The organism is Phenylobacterium sp. (assembly GCF_037968635.1).
Classification (GTDB): domain Bacteria; phylum Pseudomonadota; class Alphaproteobacteria; order Caulobacterales; family Caulobacteraceae; genus Phenylobacterium.
In genome coordinates this window covers 14,763-30,670 of sequence record NZ_JBBKVV010000139.1, presented here as the reverse complement: position 1 = coordinate 30,670, position 15,908 = coordinate 14,763, and the positions used below count along the sequence as shown (strand labels likewise).

The window sequence follows — 15,908 nt, the reverse complement described above, 5'->3', positions numbered from 1 at the left end:
CGCACAGAGCGAAGGTGAGCGAACCCGCCGTGCCTCCGACGCCCGTCCCCGCCAAACCCAGCGGGATGATCCGCTCGTCGATGATCTATTCGGCCCTGACCCTGGTCAGCCGGTTCATGGGCCTGGCGCGGGACCTGGTGATCACCGCGCGCCTGGGCGGCAGCAGCAACATCGCCGCCGACGCCTATTTCACGGCCCTGGCCTTCCCCAACCTGTTCCGCCGCATCTTCGCCGAGGGCGCCTTCGCCGCGGCCTTCGTGCCTGACTATTCGCGCCGCCTGGCCAGCGACGGCAAGGAAGCCGCCGACGCCTTCGCCGCCGACAGCCTGGCGACACTGGCCGCCGCCACGGTGGCGGTCACCGTGCTCTGCCAACTGGCCATGCCCTGGCTGATGATGGCCTACAGTCCCGGCTATATGAGCGACCCGGCCAAGTTCAAGCTGGCGGTGCTGCTGACCCAGATCACCATGCCCTATCTGGTCTGCATCTCGATCGCCTCGCTGTTCGCGGGCATCCTGACCGCGCGGGGGCGGTTCGTGATCTACGGCCTCTATCCCACCATCCTCAATCTCGTGATGCTGATCGCGGTCCTGCCGCAGAAGGACCCTACCCGGGCGGCTTTCGCCGCTTCGATCGCGGTGCTGGTGGCGGGTGTCGGCCAGGCCGCCATCTGCTGGTGGGGCGCGCACCGCACCGGCGCCAGGGTGCGCCTGAAGGCCCTGCGGTTCACGCCGGAGATCAAGGCTCTGGTCAAGCGCGCGGTGCCCGGCGTGATCGCCTCGAGCGCCGTGCAGATCAACCTGTTCATCTCCGCGATCCTGGCCTCCCAGGTGGCCGGCATGCGGGTCTGGCTGAACGTCGCCGAGCGGTTCTACCAGCTGCCGCTGAGCCTGGTGGGCGTCGCCATCGGGGTGGCCCTGCTGCCGCGGCTGTCCACCGCCTTTCAGCTGAAGGATCACGACGACACCCAAGGGGCGATGGACCAGGCCATCGTCTTCGCCCTGGCGCTGAGCCTGCCGGCCGCCGCGGCCCTGATGGCCATGCCGGTCTATCTGACCGACGGGCTGTTCGCGCGCGGGGAGTTCACCTATGCCGACGCGGCGTCCTCGGCCGCCCTGCTGTTCCACTACGGCTGGGGGCTGCCGGCCTTCATCCTGATCAAGATCCTGCAGCCGGCCTTCTTCGCCCGGGGCGACACCAAGACCCCGATGCGGTTCTCGCTGATCTCGGTGGCGGTCAACATCGTGCTGGGGGTGGCGCTATTCTACACCATCGGCTTCCCCGGCATCGCTATCTCCACGGCCATCGCCTCCTGGGGCACCGTGGCCCAGATGGCGCTGCTGCTCTGGCGTGAGAAGATCTACCGCCCCTCGGCGAAGGCGACGGGCAAGATCCTCCGCGTCGCGGCCGCCAGTGCGGTCCTGGGGGTGCTCCTGGCGCTCGCCACCCACTTCCGCGGCGCGATCGAAGCGCCGCTGGCCGGCATGGGCGGGGCCAAGGAGATCACCGTCCTGGCGGTCTGCCTGGTGGGCGGTCTGCTCTATCCGGCCCTGCTGTTCGCCTTCGGCGGGGTCACCCCCGCCGAGGTGCGCGGGGCGTTCAAGCGTCGCAAGGGCGACGTGGCCGTCTCCGTGCCCGACCTCTGACGGACTTGCCTGAGAGCCCCGCCCGGACTATTCGCATCGACAATGGCTTGTCTGGACGCAGTCTCCCGGCGATGGCGCAGCGCCTGATCCCGCTTCCGCGGCGCGACGACACGCGCCCTCATTCCAAAGCGTAGAGCATTTTTCGATCCGATAACCGCTTCACACTTATCGGAAAATGCTCTGTCCTCTGTTTCAAAGCCTGATCCCATGACCGAACAAGCTCCCGCCGCCTATGCCGGCCAACGACGCGTGCTCTCCGGCGTCCAGCCCTCCGGGGCCCTGCACCTGGGCAACTATCTCGGCGCCCTGGTGAAGTTCACCCGACTGCAGAACGAGATGGAGACCTTCATCTTCGTGGCCGACATGCACGCCATCACCGTGTGGCAGGACCCGAAGCTGCTGACCTCCCAGGTCCGCGAGATCGCCGCGGCCTATCTCGCCTCGGGTCTCGACCCGGCCAAGGCCACCATTTTCCCGCAGTCGGCGGTGCCGGAACACGCCCAGCTGGCCTGGGTGTTCAACTGCGTGGCCCGCCTGGGCTGGCTCGACCGGATGACCCAGTTCAAGGACAAGGCCGGCAAGCACAAGGAGCGCGAGAGCGTCGGGCTCTACACCTATCCGGTGCTCCAGGCCGCCGACATCCTGATCTACAAGGCCACCCACGTGCCGGTGGGGGAGGACCAGCGCCAGCACCTGGAGCTGACCCGCGACATCGCGGCGAAGTTCAACCACGACTTCGACGCCCCGGGCTTCTTCCCGCTGCCGGAGGCCCTGACCGAGGGGCCGGGTGCGCGGATCATGTCGCTGCGCGACGGGTCGGCGAAGATGAGCAAGTCCGATCCGTCGGACAATTCCCGGCTCAACCTGATGGATGACGCCGACGCCATCTCGCAGAAGATCCGCAAGGCCCGCACCGATCCCGACCCCCTGCCCGAGACGCTGGAGGAACTGAAGGACCGGCCCGAGGCCCTGAACCTGATCGGCATCTATGCGGCCCTGGCCGAACGCACCGCCGCCGACGTGCTGGCCGAGTTTACCGGCCAGGGCTTTGGGCAGTCGTTCAAGCCGCTGCTGGCGGACCTGGCGGTCGCCAAGTTCGGCGCCATCAGCGGCGAGATGCGCCGCCTGATGGCTCAGCCGGACGAGATCGACCGGATCCTGGCGGCCGGCGCCGAAAAGGCCCGCGAGGCCGCGGCGCCGACCCTGGCCGAGGTGAAAAAGATCGTCGGCTTCTGGGGCGCCTGAACCGGGGCTGTGCAGGCCGCTTGCATCCCGACCGGGAGCACGCCACCGTCGTGGAATGAGCCAACGCAAATTCCTGGTCATCGCCGATGACAGCGCCGAGTTCCAAGTCGCCCTGCGCTTCGCCTGCCGGCGCGCCCGCTCCACCGGCGGCCACGTGGCCCTGCTGCGAGTGATCGAGCCGGCCGTCTTCGAGCACTGGTCGGGCGTGCGCGAAGAGATCGAGCGCGCGGCCCGCGAGGAGGCCGAGGCCATCCTGCAGAAGATGGCCGAGTTCGTCATCGCCGAGACCGGCATGCCGCCGGAGTTCATCATCGAGCATGCCGACAACACCCGCGCGGCCCTGCGCAAGGTGATCAGCGAGGATCCGGCCATCAAGATCCTGGTCCTGGCCGCCTCCGTGGAGGGCCGCGGTCCGGGGCCCTTGGTGGCCTCCATCGTCAAGGACGGCGTCAAGTGGGGCGAGCGGAAGGTCCCCGTCACCATCGTGCCCGGCGATCTGACCAACGACGAGATCGCCGATCTGGCCTAAGCAGCCGGTTTGGACGGGGGGAGTTCCATGGACCGCAAACTGGCGCTGATCACCGGGGCTTCCGCCGGCATCGGGGCGGCCTTCGCCAAGATTTACGCCAGCCACGGCTATGACGTGGCGCTCACCGCGCGGCGCGGCGACCGTCTGGAGCGCCTGGCCGAGGACATCGCTCTGCGCCACGGGGTGGAGACCCTGACAGTCGCCGCCGACCTGGCCGATCCCGCGGCTCCGGAGGCCATCCTCGAGCACCTCACAGCCCACGGCCGGGTGGTGGACGCCCTCGTCAACAACGCCGGCTACGGCCAACCCGGAACCTATGCCGACACAACCTGGGAACAGCAGGCGGCCGTCCTGCAGGTGATGCTGACCGCGCCCAGCGAACTGGCCCACCGTGTGCTGCCCGGCATGGTGGACCGCCGGTTCGGACGGATCGTCAATGTCGCCTCCCTGGCGGGCCTGATTCCCGGGTCGGCCGGCCACACGCTCTATGGCGCCACCAAGAGCTACCTGGTGAAGCTCTCTCAGAGTTTGCACCTGGAGAATCTCGCCACCGGGGTCCATGTCAGCGCGCTGTGCCCGGGCTTCACCTACTCTGAATTCCACGACGCCAACGGCACGCGGGAAAGGATCAGCGCCTCCACCCCACCCTGGCTGTGGATGGGCGCCGACGAGGTGGCCGCCGCGGGCTATGAGGCGGTGGAGGCCAATCGCGCCGTCGCGGCGCCGGGCGCCCCGAACAAGGCGATCGCGGGGGTGGTGAAGCTGATCCCCGATGAGTGGGCGCTGGCCCTGATGGCCTGGCAGGGACCTCGCTTCCGCAAGGTCTGAGGTTCGCGCCTCAGCGGGGCCCATACGGGGCCGCAGCCTCGCGAAGAATGATGTGTTCGGTCGAGTCGGCGATGCCGATCATCACGAACTGAACAGCCAGCGCGCACAGGATCAGCCCCAGCACGCGGACCACGATGGTCAGGCCGATCTTGCCCAGCATCCGGGTGATCAGCGGACTGGCCCAGAAGGCCAGCATGGTGGAGAGCGCGGTCGCGGCGATGACCCCCACCCCAACCGCGGCCCCCGTCAGGCCGAAGCGCTTGGCTTCGCTGGCGTAGATGATGACCGTGGAGATGGCGCCCGGCCCGATCAACAGGGGCATGGCGAAGGGCACGATCATCCGTTCGAAGCGCTTGCGGGCGTGGGCCCGGCCCTCACCGAGAAGCGCCTCCTCGTCGGCCTCGACGCTGCTGGACATGGTTCCGCGCACCATGTCCAGGCCCAGAAGGAACAGGATGATGCCACCGGCCATGCGGAAGGCCGGCAGGGAGATGCCGAAGAAGGCCAGCAGCGACAGGCCGGAGAAGTAGAAGAAGGTCAGGAAGAACAGGATGAAGAAGGCGATGTAGACCGCGATGAGCCGCGCATCCTTGCTCTTCACCCCCACCGTGGCCGCGGCGAACAGCGGCACCGTGCCGATCGGATCGATCAGGGCGAAAAGGGCGACGAAGAAGTTGACCGCGAAGTCTGCCGGGCTCATTGCAGCGTCTTAGCCCATTTCGTTTCCCGCGCCGACCTCTCTCGCAGGTCCGCCGCGCCTGCCCGGAGCTAAGCCATGTCCGACGTCCAGACGCTCGTGAAAGCCGATCCCCGCCTGATCATCCCTCTGGACCTGCCCACCGTGGCCGAGGCCCGCGCCATCGTCGAGGCGCTGGGGGACACCGTCAGCTTCTACAAGGTGGGGCTGGAGCTGTTCGCCACCGGCGGCGGCATGACGCTGGCCGGCGAGCTGAAGGCCAAGGGCAAGCAGGTGTTCCTGGACTGGAAGCTGCACGACATCGGCACCACGGTGCAGCGCTCCGCCGCCGTCCTCGCCGACAGCGGCTGTGACTTCCTCACGGTCCATGGCGAGCCCCAGGTGATGGAGGCCGCGGTGCGTGGCAAGGGCCGCTCCAACCTCAAGGTCCTGGCGGTCACGGTGCTCACCAGTTTGTCGGACGCCGACCTGATCGAGATGGGCTTCTCGGAGTCCGCCCGCTCGCTCGTCGAGCGCCGCATTCACCAGGCGGTGGCGGCCGGCTGCGACGGGGTGGTGGCCAGCCCGCACGAGGCGGCCCTGGCGCGCGCCATCGGCGGCAAGGATTTCCTGGTGGTGACGCCCGGCGTGCGGCCCGACTGGTCGGCGAAGAACGATCAGGCCCGCGCCGCGACGCCCGCCGACGCCCTGAAGGCCGGCGCCTCGCACCTGGTGGTGGGCCGCCCGATCACCGCGGCCAATGATCCGCGCGACGCCGCGCTCCGCGTCGTGGCGGAGATGGCGGGGGTTTAGCGGCTACTTGTGGCCGCCGCCCTTGTGGCCGCCGCCGCAGGTGTTGCAGCCACCGCCGCCCTTATGGCCACCGCCCTTGTGGCCGCCTCGGCCGCCGACATTGATGCTGATGTGGCTGCTGGAACTGGCCGAGGCTGAGGCCCGCGCGCTGGCGCTCGCCGCTGAGCCCGCGCCAGCGTAACCGCCGCCGCCGCCCATGGCGTAGCCGCCACCCCCGCCGCCGCCGTAGCCGCCCTCCGGATAGGGTCCGACGCCGTAGTCGTAGGTGAAGTTCCCGCCCAGGATCAGCTCGCCGCACTGGCGACAGTCGCCGCAACCCTGGGCCCGGCAGGGGGCCGGGCCGCGTTCGTCATAGCGCTCGTCGTAACGCGCCTCATAGGCGCGCTCGTGGGCGAAGGCGGCGCATTGACCGCAGCTCGGATAGCCATAGTGCTGGGCGACGTCGCCATAGGTACGCAGGCTGTAGCCGCCGCTGTAGCTGCTCTGGCCGCCGCGATTGCCGTCATCATAGCCGCCGGCGCACGGGCCCGGACAGCCGGCCAGGGCCGCGCTCGCGCTGAACGCCAGGGCCAGGCCCAATACGGTTCGCATTAACCAGGACATCACGCTCTCCGCCACACGCCGTGTGCGGAAACCTAGGCGGCATAAGCGGTTGCAGCGACTCCTCACCCCTCTGGCGCGAAAGCCGCCGCGCGAAGGGTTAACAGGCGCAGCCGTCAGAAGTCGACGGCGATCCCCTTGCGTTCCCAATCACCGAAGCGGGTGGGTTCGAGACCGGCGGGGCCGCCGTTCTCTGCGGCCAACTCCGCTTCCTGTTCGGTGGCGTGACGGGTGGCGGCTTCTTCCAGGGCGCGGCGGGCGGCGGGCGTCAGTGACTTGCCGGGGGCGGCATTGGGGGGATCGGTGTCTTCCATGCCGGGATTTTACGGGCGCTCGCTCTCCGGCGCCAGTTCCAGCCAAGCGTTGCCATGGCGCACAACCCATTTTAGGGAGGGAAATCGGCGTTCGCTCGAGCTGGGGCTCAGCGCGGACGCGCAACATTCGGGGGAGTGTTCATGTCCAAGATTTCCGTCGCCTTCTTCGGCGCCGCTGTCCTCTACGCCCTTGTCGGCATGTGCCTTGGCATCTTCATGGGCATGTCGGGGGACCACACCCTTTCGCCGGTCCATGCCCACATCAACCTGCTGGGCTGGGCGACGCTGGCCCTGATGGGAACCTTTTACGGCCTGGCCGGCGCCCAGACGCCGACCCGTTTGGCCTGGGCCAATTTCGCGGTTTCAAACCTCGGAAACCTCATCAGCCTGCCGCTGCTGGCCCTGCTGCTGAAGGGCAACACCGACGTCGCGCCGATCATGGGCGCGGGCGAGATGCTGCTGGTCCTGGGCATGCTGATCTTCGGCGCGGCGATCATCAGCGTGGCTCGCAAACCCGCCACCGCCTAGCGCCCGCTGGCTTCTCTCGAAGCCTGAACGCAACGTGGGCCGGCGGCGCGACGACGTCGGGGCTTGCCTAAGGGGCGGTTTGCGGGCACGCCGCCCGCGTGACCGACCATTCAGCCTCCGACGCCGCCGGTCTGCCCGCGCGCCGCGCCGCCCTCGACCTGCTCACCGCGGCCCTCAACCGCCGCTCGGGCTTTGACGAGGCGGCCGCGACGCCGGCCTTCCGCAACCTGGAGCCCCGGGACCGGGGCTTCGCCCGAGCCCTGGTGCTGGCCACTCTGCGCCATCTCGGGCCGATCGACCGGGCCCTGGACAGCCGCATTTCGCGCGAGCCGCCGGAGGTGGTGCGCAACATCCTGCGCCTGGGCGCGGCCCAGGCCTTCGTGCTGGGCACACCGGCCTTCGCCGCCGTGGGGACCAGTGTCGACTTGGTGGCCGAGTTGAAGGAGGGCCGGGCCTTCAAGGGTGTCGTCAACGCCATCCTGCGCGGCCTGACCCGCGAGCCGCCGGACATGACCGACCCGGAGCTGCTGGCCCCGCCCTGGCTGTTTTCCCGCTGGGCGGCGGCCTTCGGGCAGGACGCCGCCCGGGCCATGGCCACCCTGATCGCCGCCGAGCCGGCCACCGACCTCAGCCTCAAGGCGCCGTCGCCGGACCTGGCGCCCGCCTTGGAGGCCGAAGCGCTGCCCGGCGGGACCCTGCGCTCGGCCCTGCGCGGCGAAATCTCGACCTGGCCGGGCTTCGCCGATGGCGCCTGGTGGGTGCAGGACGCCAGCGCCGCTGTGCCCGCCCGGCTCTTGAACATGCAGTCGGGCGAGACCGCGCTCGATCTTTGCGCCGCCCCGGGCGGCAAGACCCTGCAACTGGCCGCCACAGGCGCCGCCGTCGTCGCCGTCGACCGCTCGGCCGCGCGTCTGGTCAGAGTGGCCGAGAACCTGGCCCGCATGGGGCTCGCCGCCGAGACCGCCACCGACGACGCGGGAAGCTGGCCCGACACCCGCACCTTCGACGCTGTCCTGCTGGACGCCCCCTGCAGCGCCACGGGCACCTATCGCCGCAACCCCGACGTCCTCTGGGCCGCCAAGCCCAGCGACGTTGCGGCCCTGGCGGGGGTCCAGTCCCGGTTGCTGGATTCCGCCGCCAAACGCGTGAAGCCGGGCGGGCGCCTGGTCTATTGTGTCTGTTCCCTGGAGCCGGAGGAGGGCGAGGCCCAGACCCCCGGCTTCCTGGCCCGCAATCGCGACTTCGCCCTGTCGCCCATGACGTCCGGCGAAGGCGGCGCGCCGGAGGCCAGCCTGCGGCCGGACGGGACGCTGAGGATTCTCCCACATCACCGGATCGGCGGGACAGACGGGTTCTTCGTCGCCCGCTATGTCCGCGCGGGCTGAGGTCGGCCTTGTCCCCGCCATCTGGCCCCGCTAAGTCGGGGTCATGACCGCGCGCATCCCGATCATCGCCCCCTCCATCCTGGCGTCCGACTTCGCCAAGCTCGGCGAGGAATGCCGCGCGGTGGAGGCGGCCGGCGCCGACTGGCTGCACATCGACGTGATGGACGGCCACTTCGTGCCCAACATCACGCTCGGCCCCGACATCGTGAAGGCGCTGAAGCCCCACGTCTCGATCCCCTTCGACGTCCATCTGATGATCGCCCCCGTGGACAACTATCTGGAGGCGTTCGCGCAGGCCGGCGCCGACATCATCAGCGTCCATCCTGAATCCGGGCCCCACTTGAACCGCACGCTGAAGCGTATCCGCGAGCTGGGGTGCAAGGCCGGCGTTGTGTTCAACCCCTCGACCTCTCCCTCGGTGATCGAGTGGATGATGGATGAGATCGACCTGATCCTGGTGATGTCCATCAATCCCGGCTTCGGCGGCCAGAAGTTCATGCACTCCCAGCTCGCCAAGATCGCCAGGCTGCGCGAGATGATCGACGCCACGGGCCGCGACATCCACCTGGAGGTGGACGGCGGGGTGACGGTGGAGACCGCGCCGCTGTGCGTGGCGGCCGGCGCCACGGCCCTGGTGGCCGGGACGGCTGTGTTCAAAGGCGGACCCGGCGCCTATGCCGGCAATATCGCCGCCCTGAAGGGCGGGTAGGCCCGGGTATGGCGGGCGGCCTTCCGGCTCTGTCGCGCCTTCCTGGCCGAGTCCTTCTTCTCGCCCTCGCCCAGGGCCTCCAACGCCAGGCGCGCCGGGAATGGGCGGGCAATCCCCTGCATCGCTGGCTGCTGGCCCGGCCGCGGCCCGAGGGCCTGGCGGCCAGTCCGCGCAATCCTCGCCCCGTCAACCCGGAGGCCGGTCGCCGCATCCTGGAGGGCCGCTTCGTGTTCGCCGGCGCGACCCTGGAGACCGGGACCCGCGGTGATCCCTGGGATCGGCCCAGTCCGACCCGCCGGTTCGCCGCCGCCCTCCACCGCTTCGACTGGATACCCGACCTGCTCTCCACCGGAGAGGCGGGCGCCGCCGAGGCCCTGCGCCTGACCCTGGACTGGAGCCGGGTGTTTGGGCGCTGGAACGGATTCTCCTGGGCGCCGGAGGTGCTGGAGCGGCGGACCTTCAACCTGGCCTGCGCGGCCACCACCCTCTGCGCCCGGGCCTCGGACGCCGAGACCGCCCTGATCACCCTGGATCTGGCGCGGCAGGCCCGGCACCTGCTGGACAGCATCGACGGGCCGGTCCGCGCTGCTGAGCGGGCCGTGGCCGCGACCCTGGCCGGGACGGTGCTCTCGGGCGAAGCCGGTGAAAAACTCATCGATCGGGGCCTGCTTCGGCTGGAGCGCGCCCTGCACGTCACGGTCCAGCCCGACGGGGGGCACGCCTCGCGCAGTCCCCGCGCGGCGCTGGAACTGTTGTTGGACCTCCAGGCCCTGGACGAGGCCCTGGTCCAGCGCGGCATCGCCGCCCCCGACGAGATGATGCGCGCCATGGACCGGCTCACCGGAGCGGTGCGGTTCTTCACCCTGGCCGACGGCTGCCTGCCCGACCTGCAGGGAGGCGAGTCCGCCAGCCGCCACTATGTCGCCGCCGCCCGCGCCAGTGAGGAGCAGACCCAGCGCCCTCCCGTGGCGCGCAACGGCTACCAGCGGCTTGAGGCCCGTAGTCTGCAGATCCTGGCCGACTGCGCGCCGCCCGCCCAGGGGCCCTGGAGCGTCACAGCCTGCGCCCAGCCCCTGGCCATCGAGATCCTCACCGCTGGACGCCGGATGATCGTGGCCTGCGGCTGGTCGCCGGAGGCCAATGGTCCCCAGGCCCTGCGCCTGGCCGACGCCAGCTCCACGGTCTGTGTCGGGGACGTCGCCTGCGGTGAACCCTTACGCGGCTTCCGGGCCAATGCGCTCGGTCCACGCCTGATCGACGCCTATGACACTGTCGCCGCCCAGCGTCATGAGACCGCCGAGGCCCTGTGGCTGGAAATGTCCCACGAGGGCTGGGTCCCGCGCTTTGGCCTGCGCCATGAACGCCGCCTGTTCCTGGACCTGGCCGCCGACGAACTGCGCGGCGAGGAGCGCCTGACACCGGTGGCCGAGGCCGGCGACAATCCTGAGGCTCGCCGTTTCGTGCCCTTCATGGTCCGCTTCCACGTCCACCCCGACGTCCGCGCCAGCCTGGCTCGGGACGGCAAGAGCGTGTTGCTGCGGGCCGAGAGCGACGAGACCGGCTGGTGGCTGCGCAACGACGCCCAGGAGGTCGCCGTCGAAACCTCGGTCTATTTCCAGGACGGCCTGCCCAAGCGGACCCACCAGATTGTGCTGCGCGGCAACGCCCGCCTGGACGCGGGCGCTCGGGTGCGGTGGAAGCTCGCGGCCGCCGAGGCCTGGCCGCCGCCGCATTGACGGGGGAAGTCTCCGGGCCTAAAGCGACCCCGACCTGCGTGACTGGCGAACTGAGGTGGGAGACCACCGGGGAGCGTAGGGTCCATACGCCGCTCGCCTGGGCAACTCCTCAAACGATGAAGGATTTGCCGTGCCCGCAGCCCCCGACTTCCCCAAGCCCGCCGACCGCGCCGCCGTCAAGCGCGCCCTGATCTCCGTCTCCGACAAGACCGGCCTGCTGGAGGCCGCCAAGGTCCTGGCCGAACTTGGCGTCGAACTGGTCTCCACCGGCGGCACGCGCGCGGCCATCGCCGGCGCCGGCCTGGCGGTGAAGGATGTCTCCGAGCTCACCAATTTCCCCGAGATGATGGACGGCCGGGTCAAGACCCTGCACCCCATCGTCCACGGCGGCCTGCTCAGCGTTCGCGACGCGCCGGAGCACGCCAAGGCCATGGCCGACCACGGCATCGGCGGCATCGACCTGGTCTATGTGAACCTCTACCCCTTCGAGCAGACGGTGGCGGCGGGGGGCGATTTCGAGACAGCGATCGAGAACATCGACATCGGCGGTCCGGCCATGATCCGCTCGGCGGCCAAGAACCACGGCTATGTCTGCGTCTGCACCGAGATTTCCGATCTGGAAGAGGTTCTGGCCGCGCTGAGGGCCACCGGAACCACCAGCCTGGACCTGCGCAAGTCCCTGGCCGCCCGGGCCTATGCCCGCACCGCCACCTATGACGCCGCCATCGCCACCTGGTTCGCCGCCGCCCTGGGCGACATCGCGCCGAAGCGCCGGGCGATCGGCGGCGAGCTGGTCCAGACCATGCGCTATGGCGAGAACCCCCACCAGTCGGCCAGTTTCTACCGGTTCGCCGACCCGCGCCCGGGCGTCGCCACCGCGAAACAGCTCCAAGGCAAGGCGCTCAGCTACAACAACATCAACGACACCGATGCGGCCTTCGAACTGATCGCCGAGTTCGACCCCGCCGCCGGCCCCGCCTGCGCCATCATCAAGCACGCCAATCCCTGCGGCCTGGCCACCGGAAAAACCATGGTGGAGGCCTATGAGCGGGCGCTGGCCTGCGACCCCACCAGCGCGTTCGGCGGCATCATCGCCCTCAACCAGAAGCTGGACGCCGCCACGGCCACCGAGATTCTCAAGCTGCTCACCGAGGTGGTGATCGCGCCCGACGCCGACCCCGACGCCGTGGCCCTGTTCGCCAGGAAGAAGAACGTGCGCCTGCTGACCACCGGCGGCCTGCCCGACCCGCTGGCGGCCGGGACGACCTTCAAGTCGGTCTCCGGGGGCTTCCTGGTGCAGAGCCGTGACGACGCGCGTCTGACGGCGGCCGACCTGACGGTGGTGACCAAGCGTGCGCCCACGGAGCAGGAGGTGGCCGACATGCTGTTCGCCTTCACCGTCGCCAAGCACGTGAAGTCCAACGCCATCGTCTATGCCCGCGCGGGTCAGACCCTGGGCGTCGGCGCAGGCCAGATGAACCGCAAGGACTCAGCCCGTATCGCGGCGCTGCGGGCCGCTGATTTCGGCCTGGACCTCAAGGGCTCGGCCTGCGCCTCGGAGGCCTTCTTCCCCTTCCCGGACGGCCTGATCCAGGCGTCCGACGCCGGCTGCACCGCGGTGATCCAGCCGGGCGGCTCCATCGGCGATCAGAAGGTCATCGACGCCGCCGACGAGCGCGGCCTGGCCATGGTCTTCACCGGCGTGCGGGTCTTCCGGCACTAGCTCTCCTAGAGGGGCGCGGGGGTCCGCGTCCCCAGCCACCGCCAAAAGGCCGCGCCGCCCCAGACCACCTCAATGAGGCCGAAGGGCCAGGCGCCCTGGGCGAAGCCGTAGCCGGCGGCGGCCAGGTTGGCGAAGACGAAGCCCAGGGTCCACCAGGGGCTTCGCTTTTCCATCGTGTAGCAGAGCAGGCTGGCGCTGACGGCCACCAGGCCAAACAGCGACAGGGCGTCGAACTGAAATCCCATCAAGGGGCTTTGGCCGCTTTGGTCAGGGCCGGACGGTCCAGATCCAGCTCGGCGGCGGGGATCACCTCCAGGTCGGGCCGGCGGGCCTTCAGGCCCTCGCTGAACGCCTTGGCGTCGCCGGCCACGATGACGCTGACGCCGGCCGGGTCGAGCCGGGTGGCCGCGAAGTCCTGCACCTGGGCCCCGGTGACGGCCTCGACCTTGCCGGTATAGGCGTTCATTTCCGAAAGCGGCACGCCGTAGAGGGCGAGGTTGCCCAGGATGTCGGCCAGGCCGTCGGTGGTCTCCAGCTCACGCCCGAAACCGCCGATCAGCACCGACTTGCGGGCCTTCAGCTCGTCCGCGCCGGGCGGGGTGGCGGTCAGACCCTTCATCTCCGCCAGGATCAGGTCCAGCACCTGGGGCGCGGACTCGTTCTTGGTCTGGGCCGCGGCGCGGAACAGTCCGGTGGTCCGGCGCGGGGTGAGGGACGAACTGGCGCCGTAGGAGAGGCCGCGCTTGATGCGGATCTCCTGGTTCAGGCGGGCCGAGTAGCCGCCGCCCAGAACGGTGTTGGCGACGATGCCGGGATAGTAGGCCGGGTCGTTCCGGGCGATGCCGGGTTTCAGGACCGTGACCGCCGCCTGGCCGGTGCCGGGCAGGTCGATGGCGATGGCGCGAGGCTTGGCGGTCGGGGTGATGGTCGGGGCCGTCGGGGTCGGTGTGGCGGGCTTCTTCCAGTCGCCGAAGGTTTTCTCGGCGAGCGCGAAGCCCTGCGCCGGCGTGATCTTCCCGGTCAGCACCAGGACCGCGTTGTCGGGCCGGTAGTACGCCTCGTGCAGCTTCACCAGGTCGCCGGTGGCGAACTTGGCCACCGAGGCCGGGGTGCCGCCGGCCACATGGCCGAAGGCGGTGCCGGCGAAGATAATCGGACCCGCGGCGAAACCGGCCAGCTGGCCAGGCTCCTGATAGGCCACTGAAAGGCCGTCCAGGGTCTGGGCGCGTTGCCGTTCCAGCTCCTCGGCCGCGAAGGCCGGGTTCTTGGCCACGTCGGCCATGATCCCCAGGGCGGCGTCCAGGTTGCCGGACATGACATTGAGGGTCACCGAACTGCTTTCCTGCCCGCCACCGGAGGTCAGGGTCGCGCCAAGCGCCTCGGTCTGTTGGGCGATTTCCGGAGCGCTGCGGGTCTTGGTGCCCTCGGTCAGCATGCCGGCGGTCATGCCCGCGACCCCGGCCAGGCCGTCGGGATCGGCCCAGGCGCCGGTCTTGACGGTGAGGTCGGCGGTGACCAGGGGCAGGGAGGTGGATTGGGCGACGATCACCCGCAGGCCATTGGCCAGAGTCTTCTCGACCGGCTTGGGCAGGACCGGACTGACGGGATTGGCCAGCGGCGGAGGCGCGATGCGCTGACCCTCCGGGGCCAGTACGCTGACCGGGCCGGTATACTTCACCGAGGCGATGGCGGGGGCGGGCGCCACCGTGGCGATCTCGCCCTTCGGCCGGTCGCTCTCGGGCAGATAGCGGATGGTCATGCGGCGGTCGTCGGCCAGGTACTTGGCGGCGACGCGCTGAACGTCGGCGGCGCTGACGGCCTGCAGTTCGGCCAGTTCCTTGTTGGCCTGGGCGGCGTCGCCTTCGGTGCGCAGGGCGTAGCCGAGAGCGAAGGCGCGGCCGTCGATGGTCTCGCGCTCCCTCAGCTTGCCGGCCACCAGCTCGTTCTTGGCTTCCGACAGCTCGGCGGCGGTCGGCGGGGTGTCGCGCAGGCGCTTCACCTCCCCCAGCAGGGCGGTCTCGCCCTCGTCGAGGGTGTGGCCCGAGGCCATGATCGACCCCACCGCGAACATGCCGGGTTGCTCCGGCAGGTCGGCGCTGGAGATCACCTGGGCGGAAATCTGCTTATCGTAGACCAGCGCGTCATAGAGCCTCGCCGACTTGCCCGAGGACAGGATCGCGTCGAGGACCTTCAGGGCCGAAGCGTCCGGGTCGGCGGCCTTCGGTCCCAGCCAGGTGATGGCCACGGCGGGCAGGGGGACATTGGGGCCATAGCCGGTGAAGACGCCGGGTCCGGTTCGGGGCGGCTCCACGGCGGTGACCCGCTTCAGCGGTTCGGCGGGCGCCGTCAGCGGGCCCATATATTTGTCGACCCAGGCGTCCAGCGCCTTCTGGTCGAAATTGCCCACCACGATCAGGGCGGCGTTGTCGGGGCGATAATAGGCGGCATGGAAGGCGCGCACGTCATCAATGGTGGCGGCGTCCAGCTCCTCGATGGAACCAATCCCGGGGCGCTTGTAGGGGTGGGTCGTGTAGCTGGCCTGTGGCAGGTAGAGGGCGAACAGTCGGCCATAGGGGCTGGCCAGGACCCGTTGGCGCAGCTCTTCCTTCACCACGTCACGCTCGGACTTGAAGGTCGCCTCGTCCACCACCAGAGACCCCAGGCGCTGGCTCTCCACCCAGAGCAGGCGCTCCAGGTGATTGGCCGGCACCACCTCGTAGTAGTTGGTGAAGTCGTCATAGGTGGACGCGTTGTTGACCCCGCCCACATCCTCGGTGAAGCGGTCGATACTCTCGGACGGGAGGTCCTTGGTGGCCTTGAACATCATGTGTTCGAAGAGGTGGGCGAAGCCCGACCGGCCCTGCGGGTCGTCCTTGGACCCCACCCCGTACCAGACCTGCACCGTCACGTTGGGGGTGGTCCGGTCGATGGAGGAATACACCTTCATCCCGTTGGCGAGGACCCGCTCCTTGTAGACGATCGGCGGCACCTGATCGGCGGCGAAGGCGGGGGCCGTGGCGGCCAGGCCAAGGCTCAGGGCGGCGGCGCAGGCGAAGGTGCGGAACATGGGCGGGTCTCGAAGGGCTGGGTTGCTGCGAACCTAGCACCCGCGACGCGCGAGGGAAGCTTACGGGATTGTCATTGAAGCCACGAGTCGGCATGGCCGGGCTTGCCCG

The 15,908-nt window shown here is 69.7% G+C and carries 15 protein-coding genes and 1 riboswitch; of the genes, 10 read left to right on the top strand and 5 right to left on the bottom strand.

From position 1 onward, the window contains the following. Nucleotides 1-14 precede the first annotated feature (14 nt). The 4 genes from murJ to AAC997_RS16510 all read left to right on the top strand — a co-directional run bounded on the left by murJ (nt 15) and on the right by AAC997_RS16510 (nt 4,248). Nucleotides 15-1,646 carry a murein biosynthesis integral membrane protein MurJ gene (murJ, locus tag AAC997_RS16525; RefSeq protein WP_340646799.1) on the top strand — a complete coding sequence of 544 codons (1,632 nt, stop codon included), beginning with the start codon at nt 15-17 and terminating at the stop codon, nt 1,644-1,646. A gap of 207 nt (nt 1,647-1,853) precedes the next feature. After that, nucleotides 1,854-2,891, top strand: coding sequence for a tryptophan--tRNA ligase (gene trpS, locus AAC997_RS16520; RefSeq protein WP_340646798.1), 1,038 nt, complete (start codon nt 1,854-1,856; stop codon nt 2,889-2,891). Nucleotides 2,892-2,946: 55 nt separating this feature from the next. Next, nucleotides 2,947-3,420 carry a universal stress protein gene (locus AAC997_RS16515; RefSeq protein ID WP_340646797.1) on the top strand — a complete coding sequence of 158 codons (474 nt, stop codon included), beginning with the start codon at nt 2,947-2,949 and terminating at the stop codon, nt 3,418-3,420. A 27-nt stretch (nt 3,421-3,447) separates the two neighbouring features. Further along, nucleotides 3,448-4,248 carry an SDR family oxidoreductase gene (locus AAC997_RS16510; protein WP_340646796.1) on the top strand — a complete coding sequence of 267 codons (801 nt, stop codon included), beginning with the start codon at nt 3,448-3,450 and terminating at the stop codon, nt 4,246-4,248. Between the two features lie 10 nt (nt 4,249-4,258). Here AAC997_RS16510 and AAC997_RS16505 read toward each other — a convergent pair whose 3' ends face one another. Further along, on the bottom strand, nt 4,259-4,948 hold the full coding sequence (locus AAC997_RS16505) for a MarC family protein (protein WP_340646795.1): 690 nt from the start codon (nt 4,946-4,948) through the stop codon (nt 4,259-4,261). A gap of 96 nt (nt 4,949-5,044) precedes the next feature. Between AAC997_RS16505 and pyrF the strand changes: the two genes are divergently transcribed. Beyond that, nucleotides 5,045-5,737 (top strand): orotidine-5'-phosphate decarboxylase, encoded by a 693-nt coding sequence (gene pyrF / locus AAC997_RS16500; RefSeq protein WP_340646810.1) that lies wholly within the window; start codon nt 5,045-5,047, stop codon nt 5,735-5,737. Nucleotides 5,738-5,740: 3 nt separating this feature from the next. Here the strand turns inward: pyrF and AAC997_RS16495 are convergent, their stop codons facing one another. Further along, nucleotides 5,741-6,340, bottom strand: coding sequence for a hypothetical protein (locus tag AAC997_RS16495; RefSeq protein ID WP_340646794.1), 600 nt, complete (start codon nt 6,338-6,340; stop codon nt 5,741-5,743). 113 nt (nt 6,341-6,453) lie between these two features. Continuing rightward, nucleotides 6,454-6,651, bottom strand: coding sequence for a DUF1674 domain-containing protein (locus tag AAC997_RS16490; RefSeq protein WP_340646793.1), 198 nt, complete (start codon nt 6,649-6,651; stop codon nt 6,454-6,456). 141 nt (nt 6,652-6,792) lie between these two features. Between AAC997_RS16490 and AAC997_RS16485 the strand changes: the two genes are divergently transcribed. The 5 genes from AAC997_RS16485 (at nt 6,793) to purH (ending at nt 12,732) form a co-directional block, all read left to right on the top strand. Then, the gene (locus tag AAC997_RS16485) at nt 6,793-7,179 is read left to right on the top strand and encodes a hypothetical protein (protein ID WP_340646792.1); all 387 of its coding nucleotides are present in this window, start codon (nt 6,793-6,795) and stop codon (nt 7,177-7,179) included. Nucleotides 7,180-7,277: 98 nt separating this feature from the next. Continuing rightward, a complete protein-coding gene (locus AAC997_RS16480) occupies nt 7,278-8,564 on the top strand; it encodes an RsmB/NOP family class I SAM-dependent RNA methyltransferase (RefSeq protein WP_340646791.1) in 1,287 nt (428 codons plus the stop codon). Between the two features lie 43 nt (nt 8,565-8,607). Continuing rightward, nucleotides 8,608-9,273: a ribulose-phosphate 3-epimerase gene (gene rpe, locus AAC997_RS16475; RefSeq protein WP_340646790.1), complete on the top strand. Its 666-nt coding sequence runs from the start codon at nt 8,608-8,610 to the stop codon at nt 9,271-9,273. Between the two features lie 8 nt (nt 9,274-9,281). After that, a complete protein-coding gene (locus tag AAC997_RS16470) occupies nt 9,282-11,009 on the top strand; it encodes a heparinase II/III family protein (RefSeq protein ID WP_340646789.1) in 1,728 nt (575 codons plus the stop codon). A gap of 28 nt (nt 11,010-11,037) precedes the next feature. Continuing rightward, nucleotides 11,038-11,119: riboswitch (ZMP/ZTP riboswitch) on the top strand. A gap of 20 nt (nt 11,120-11,139) precedes the next feature. After that, a complete protein-coding gene (purH, locus tag AAC997_RS16465) occupies nt 11,140-12,732 on the top strand; it encodes a bifunctional phosphoribosylaminoimidazolecarboxamide formyltransferase/IMP cyclohydrolase (protein ID WP_340646788.1) in 1,593 nt (530 codons plus the stop codon). Between the two features lie 5 nt (nt 12,733-12,737). On the opposite strand, the gene AAC997_RS16460 is transcribed toward purH, so the two are convergent. Next, nucleotides 12,738-12,977 (bottom strand): hypothetical protein, encoded by a 240-nt coding sequence (locus tag AAC997_RS16460; RefSeq protein ID WP_340646787.1) that lies wholly within the window; start codon nt 12,975-12,977, stop codon nt 12,738-12,740. Continuing rightward, nucleotides 12,977-15,799 (bottom strand): pitrilysin family protein, encoded by a 2,823-nt coding sequence (locus tag AAC997_RS16455; RefSeq protein ID WP_340646786.1) that lies wholly within the window; start codon nt 15,797-15,799, stop codon nt 12,977-12,979. Before AAC997_RS16455 ends, AAC997_RS16460 begins: the two co-directional genes overlap by 1 nt. Nucleotides 15,800-15,908: the final 109 nt, after the last annotated feature.

Coding starts and splice junctions, on each gene's coding strand:
- trpS (WP_340646798.1), top strand. CDS start 1,854: ATGACCGAACAAGCTCCCGCCGCCTATGCCGGCCAACGACGCGTGCTC.
- AAC997_RS16515 (WP_340646797.1), top strand. CDS start 2,947: ATGAGCCAACGCAAATTCCTGGTCATCGCCGATGACAGCGCCGAGTTC.
- AAC997_RS16510 (WP_340646796.1), top strand. CDS start 3,448: ATGGACCGCAAACTGGCGCTGATCACCGGGGCTTCCGCCGGCATCGGG.
- AAC997_RS16505 (WP_340646795.1), bottom strand. CDS start 4,948: ATGAGCCCGGCAGACTTCGCGGTCAACTTCTTCGTCGCCCTTTTCGCC.
- AAC997_RS16495 (WP_340646794.1), bottom strand. CDS start 6,340: ATGTCCTGGTTAATGCGAACCGTATTGGGCCTGGCCCTGGCGTTCAGC.
- AAC997_RS16490 (WP_340646793.1), bottom strand. CDS start 6,651: ATGGAAGACACCGATCCCCCCAATGCCGCCCCCGGCAAGTCACTGACG.
- AAC997_RS16485 (WP_340646792.1), top strand. CDS start 6,793: ATGTCCAAGATTTCCGTCGCCTTCTTCGGCGCCGCTGTCCTCTACGCC.
- rpe (WP_340646790.1), top strand. CDS start 8,608: ATGACCGCGCGCATCCCGATCATCGCCCCCTCCATCCTGGCGTCCGAC.
- AAC997_RS16470 (WP_340646789.1), top strand. CDS start 9,282: ATGGCGGGCGGCCTTCCGGCTCTGTCGCGCCTTCCTGGCCGAGTCCTT.
- AAC997_RS16460 (WP_340646787.1), bottom strand. CDS start 12,977: ATGGGATTTCAGTTCGACGCCCTGTCGCTGTTTGGCCTGGTGGCCGTC.
- AAC997_RS16455 (WP_340646786.1), bottom strand. CDS start 15,799: ATGTTCCGCACCTTCGCCTGCGCCGCCGCCCTGAGCCTTGGCCTGGCC.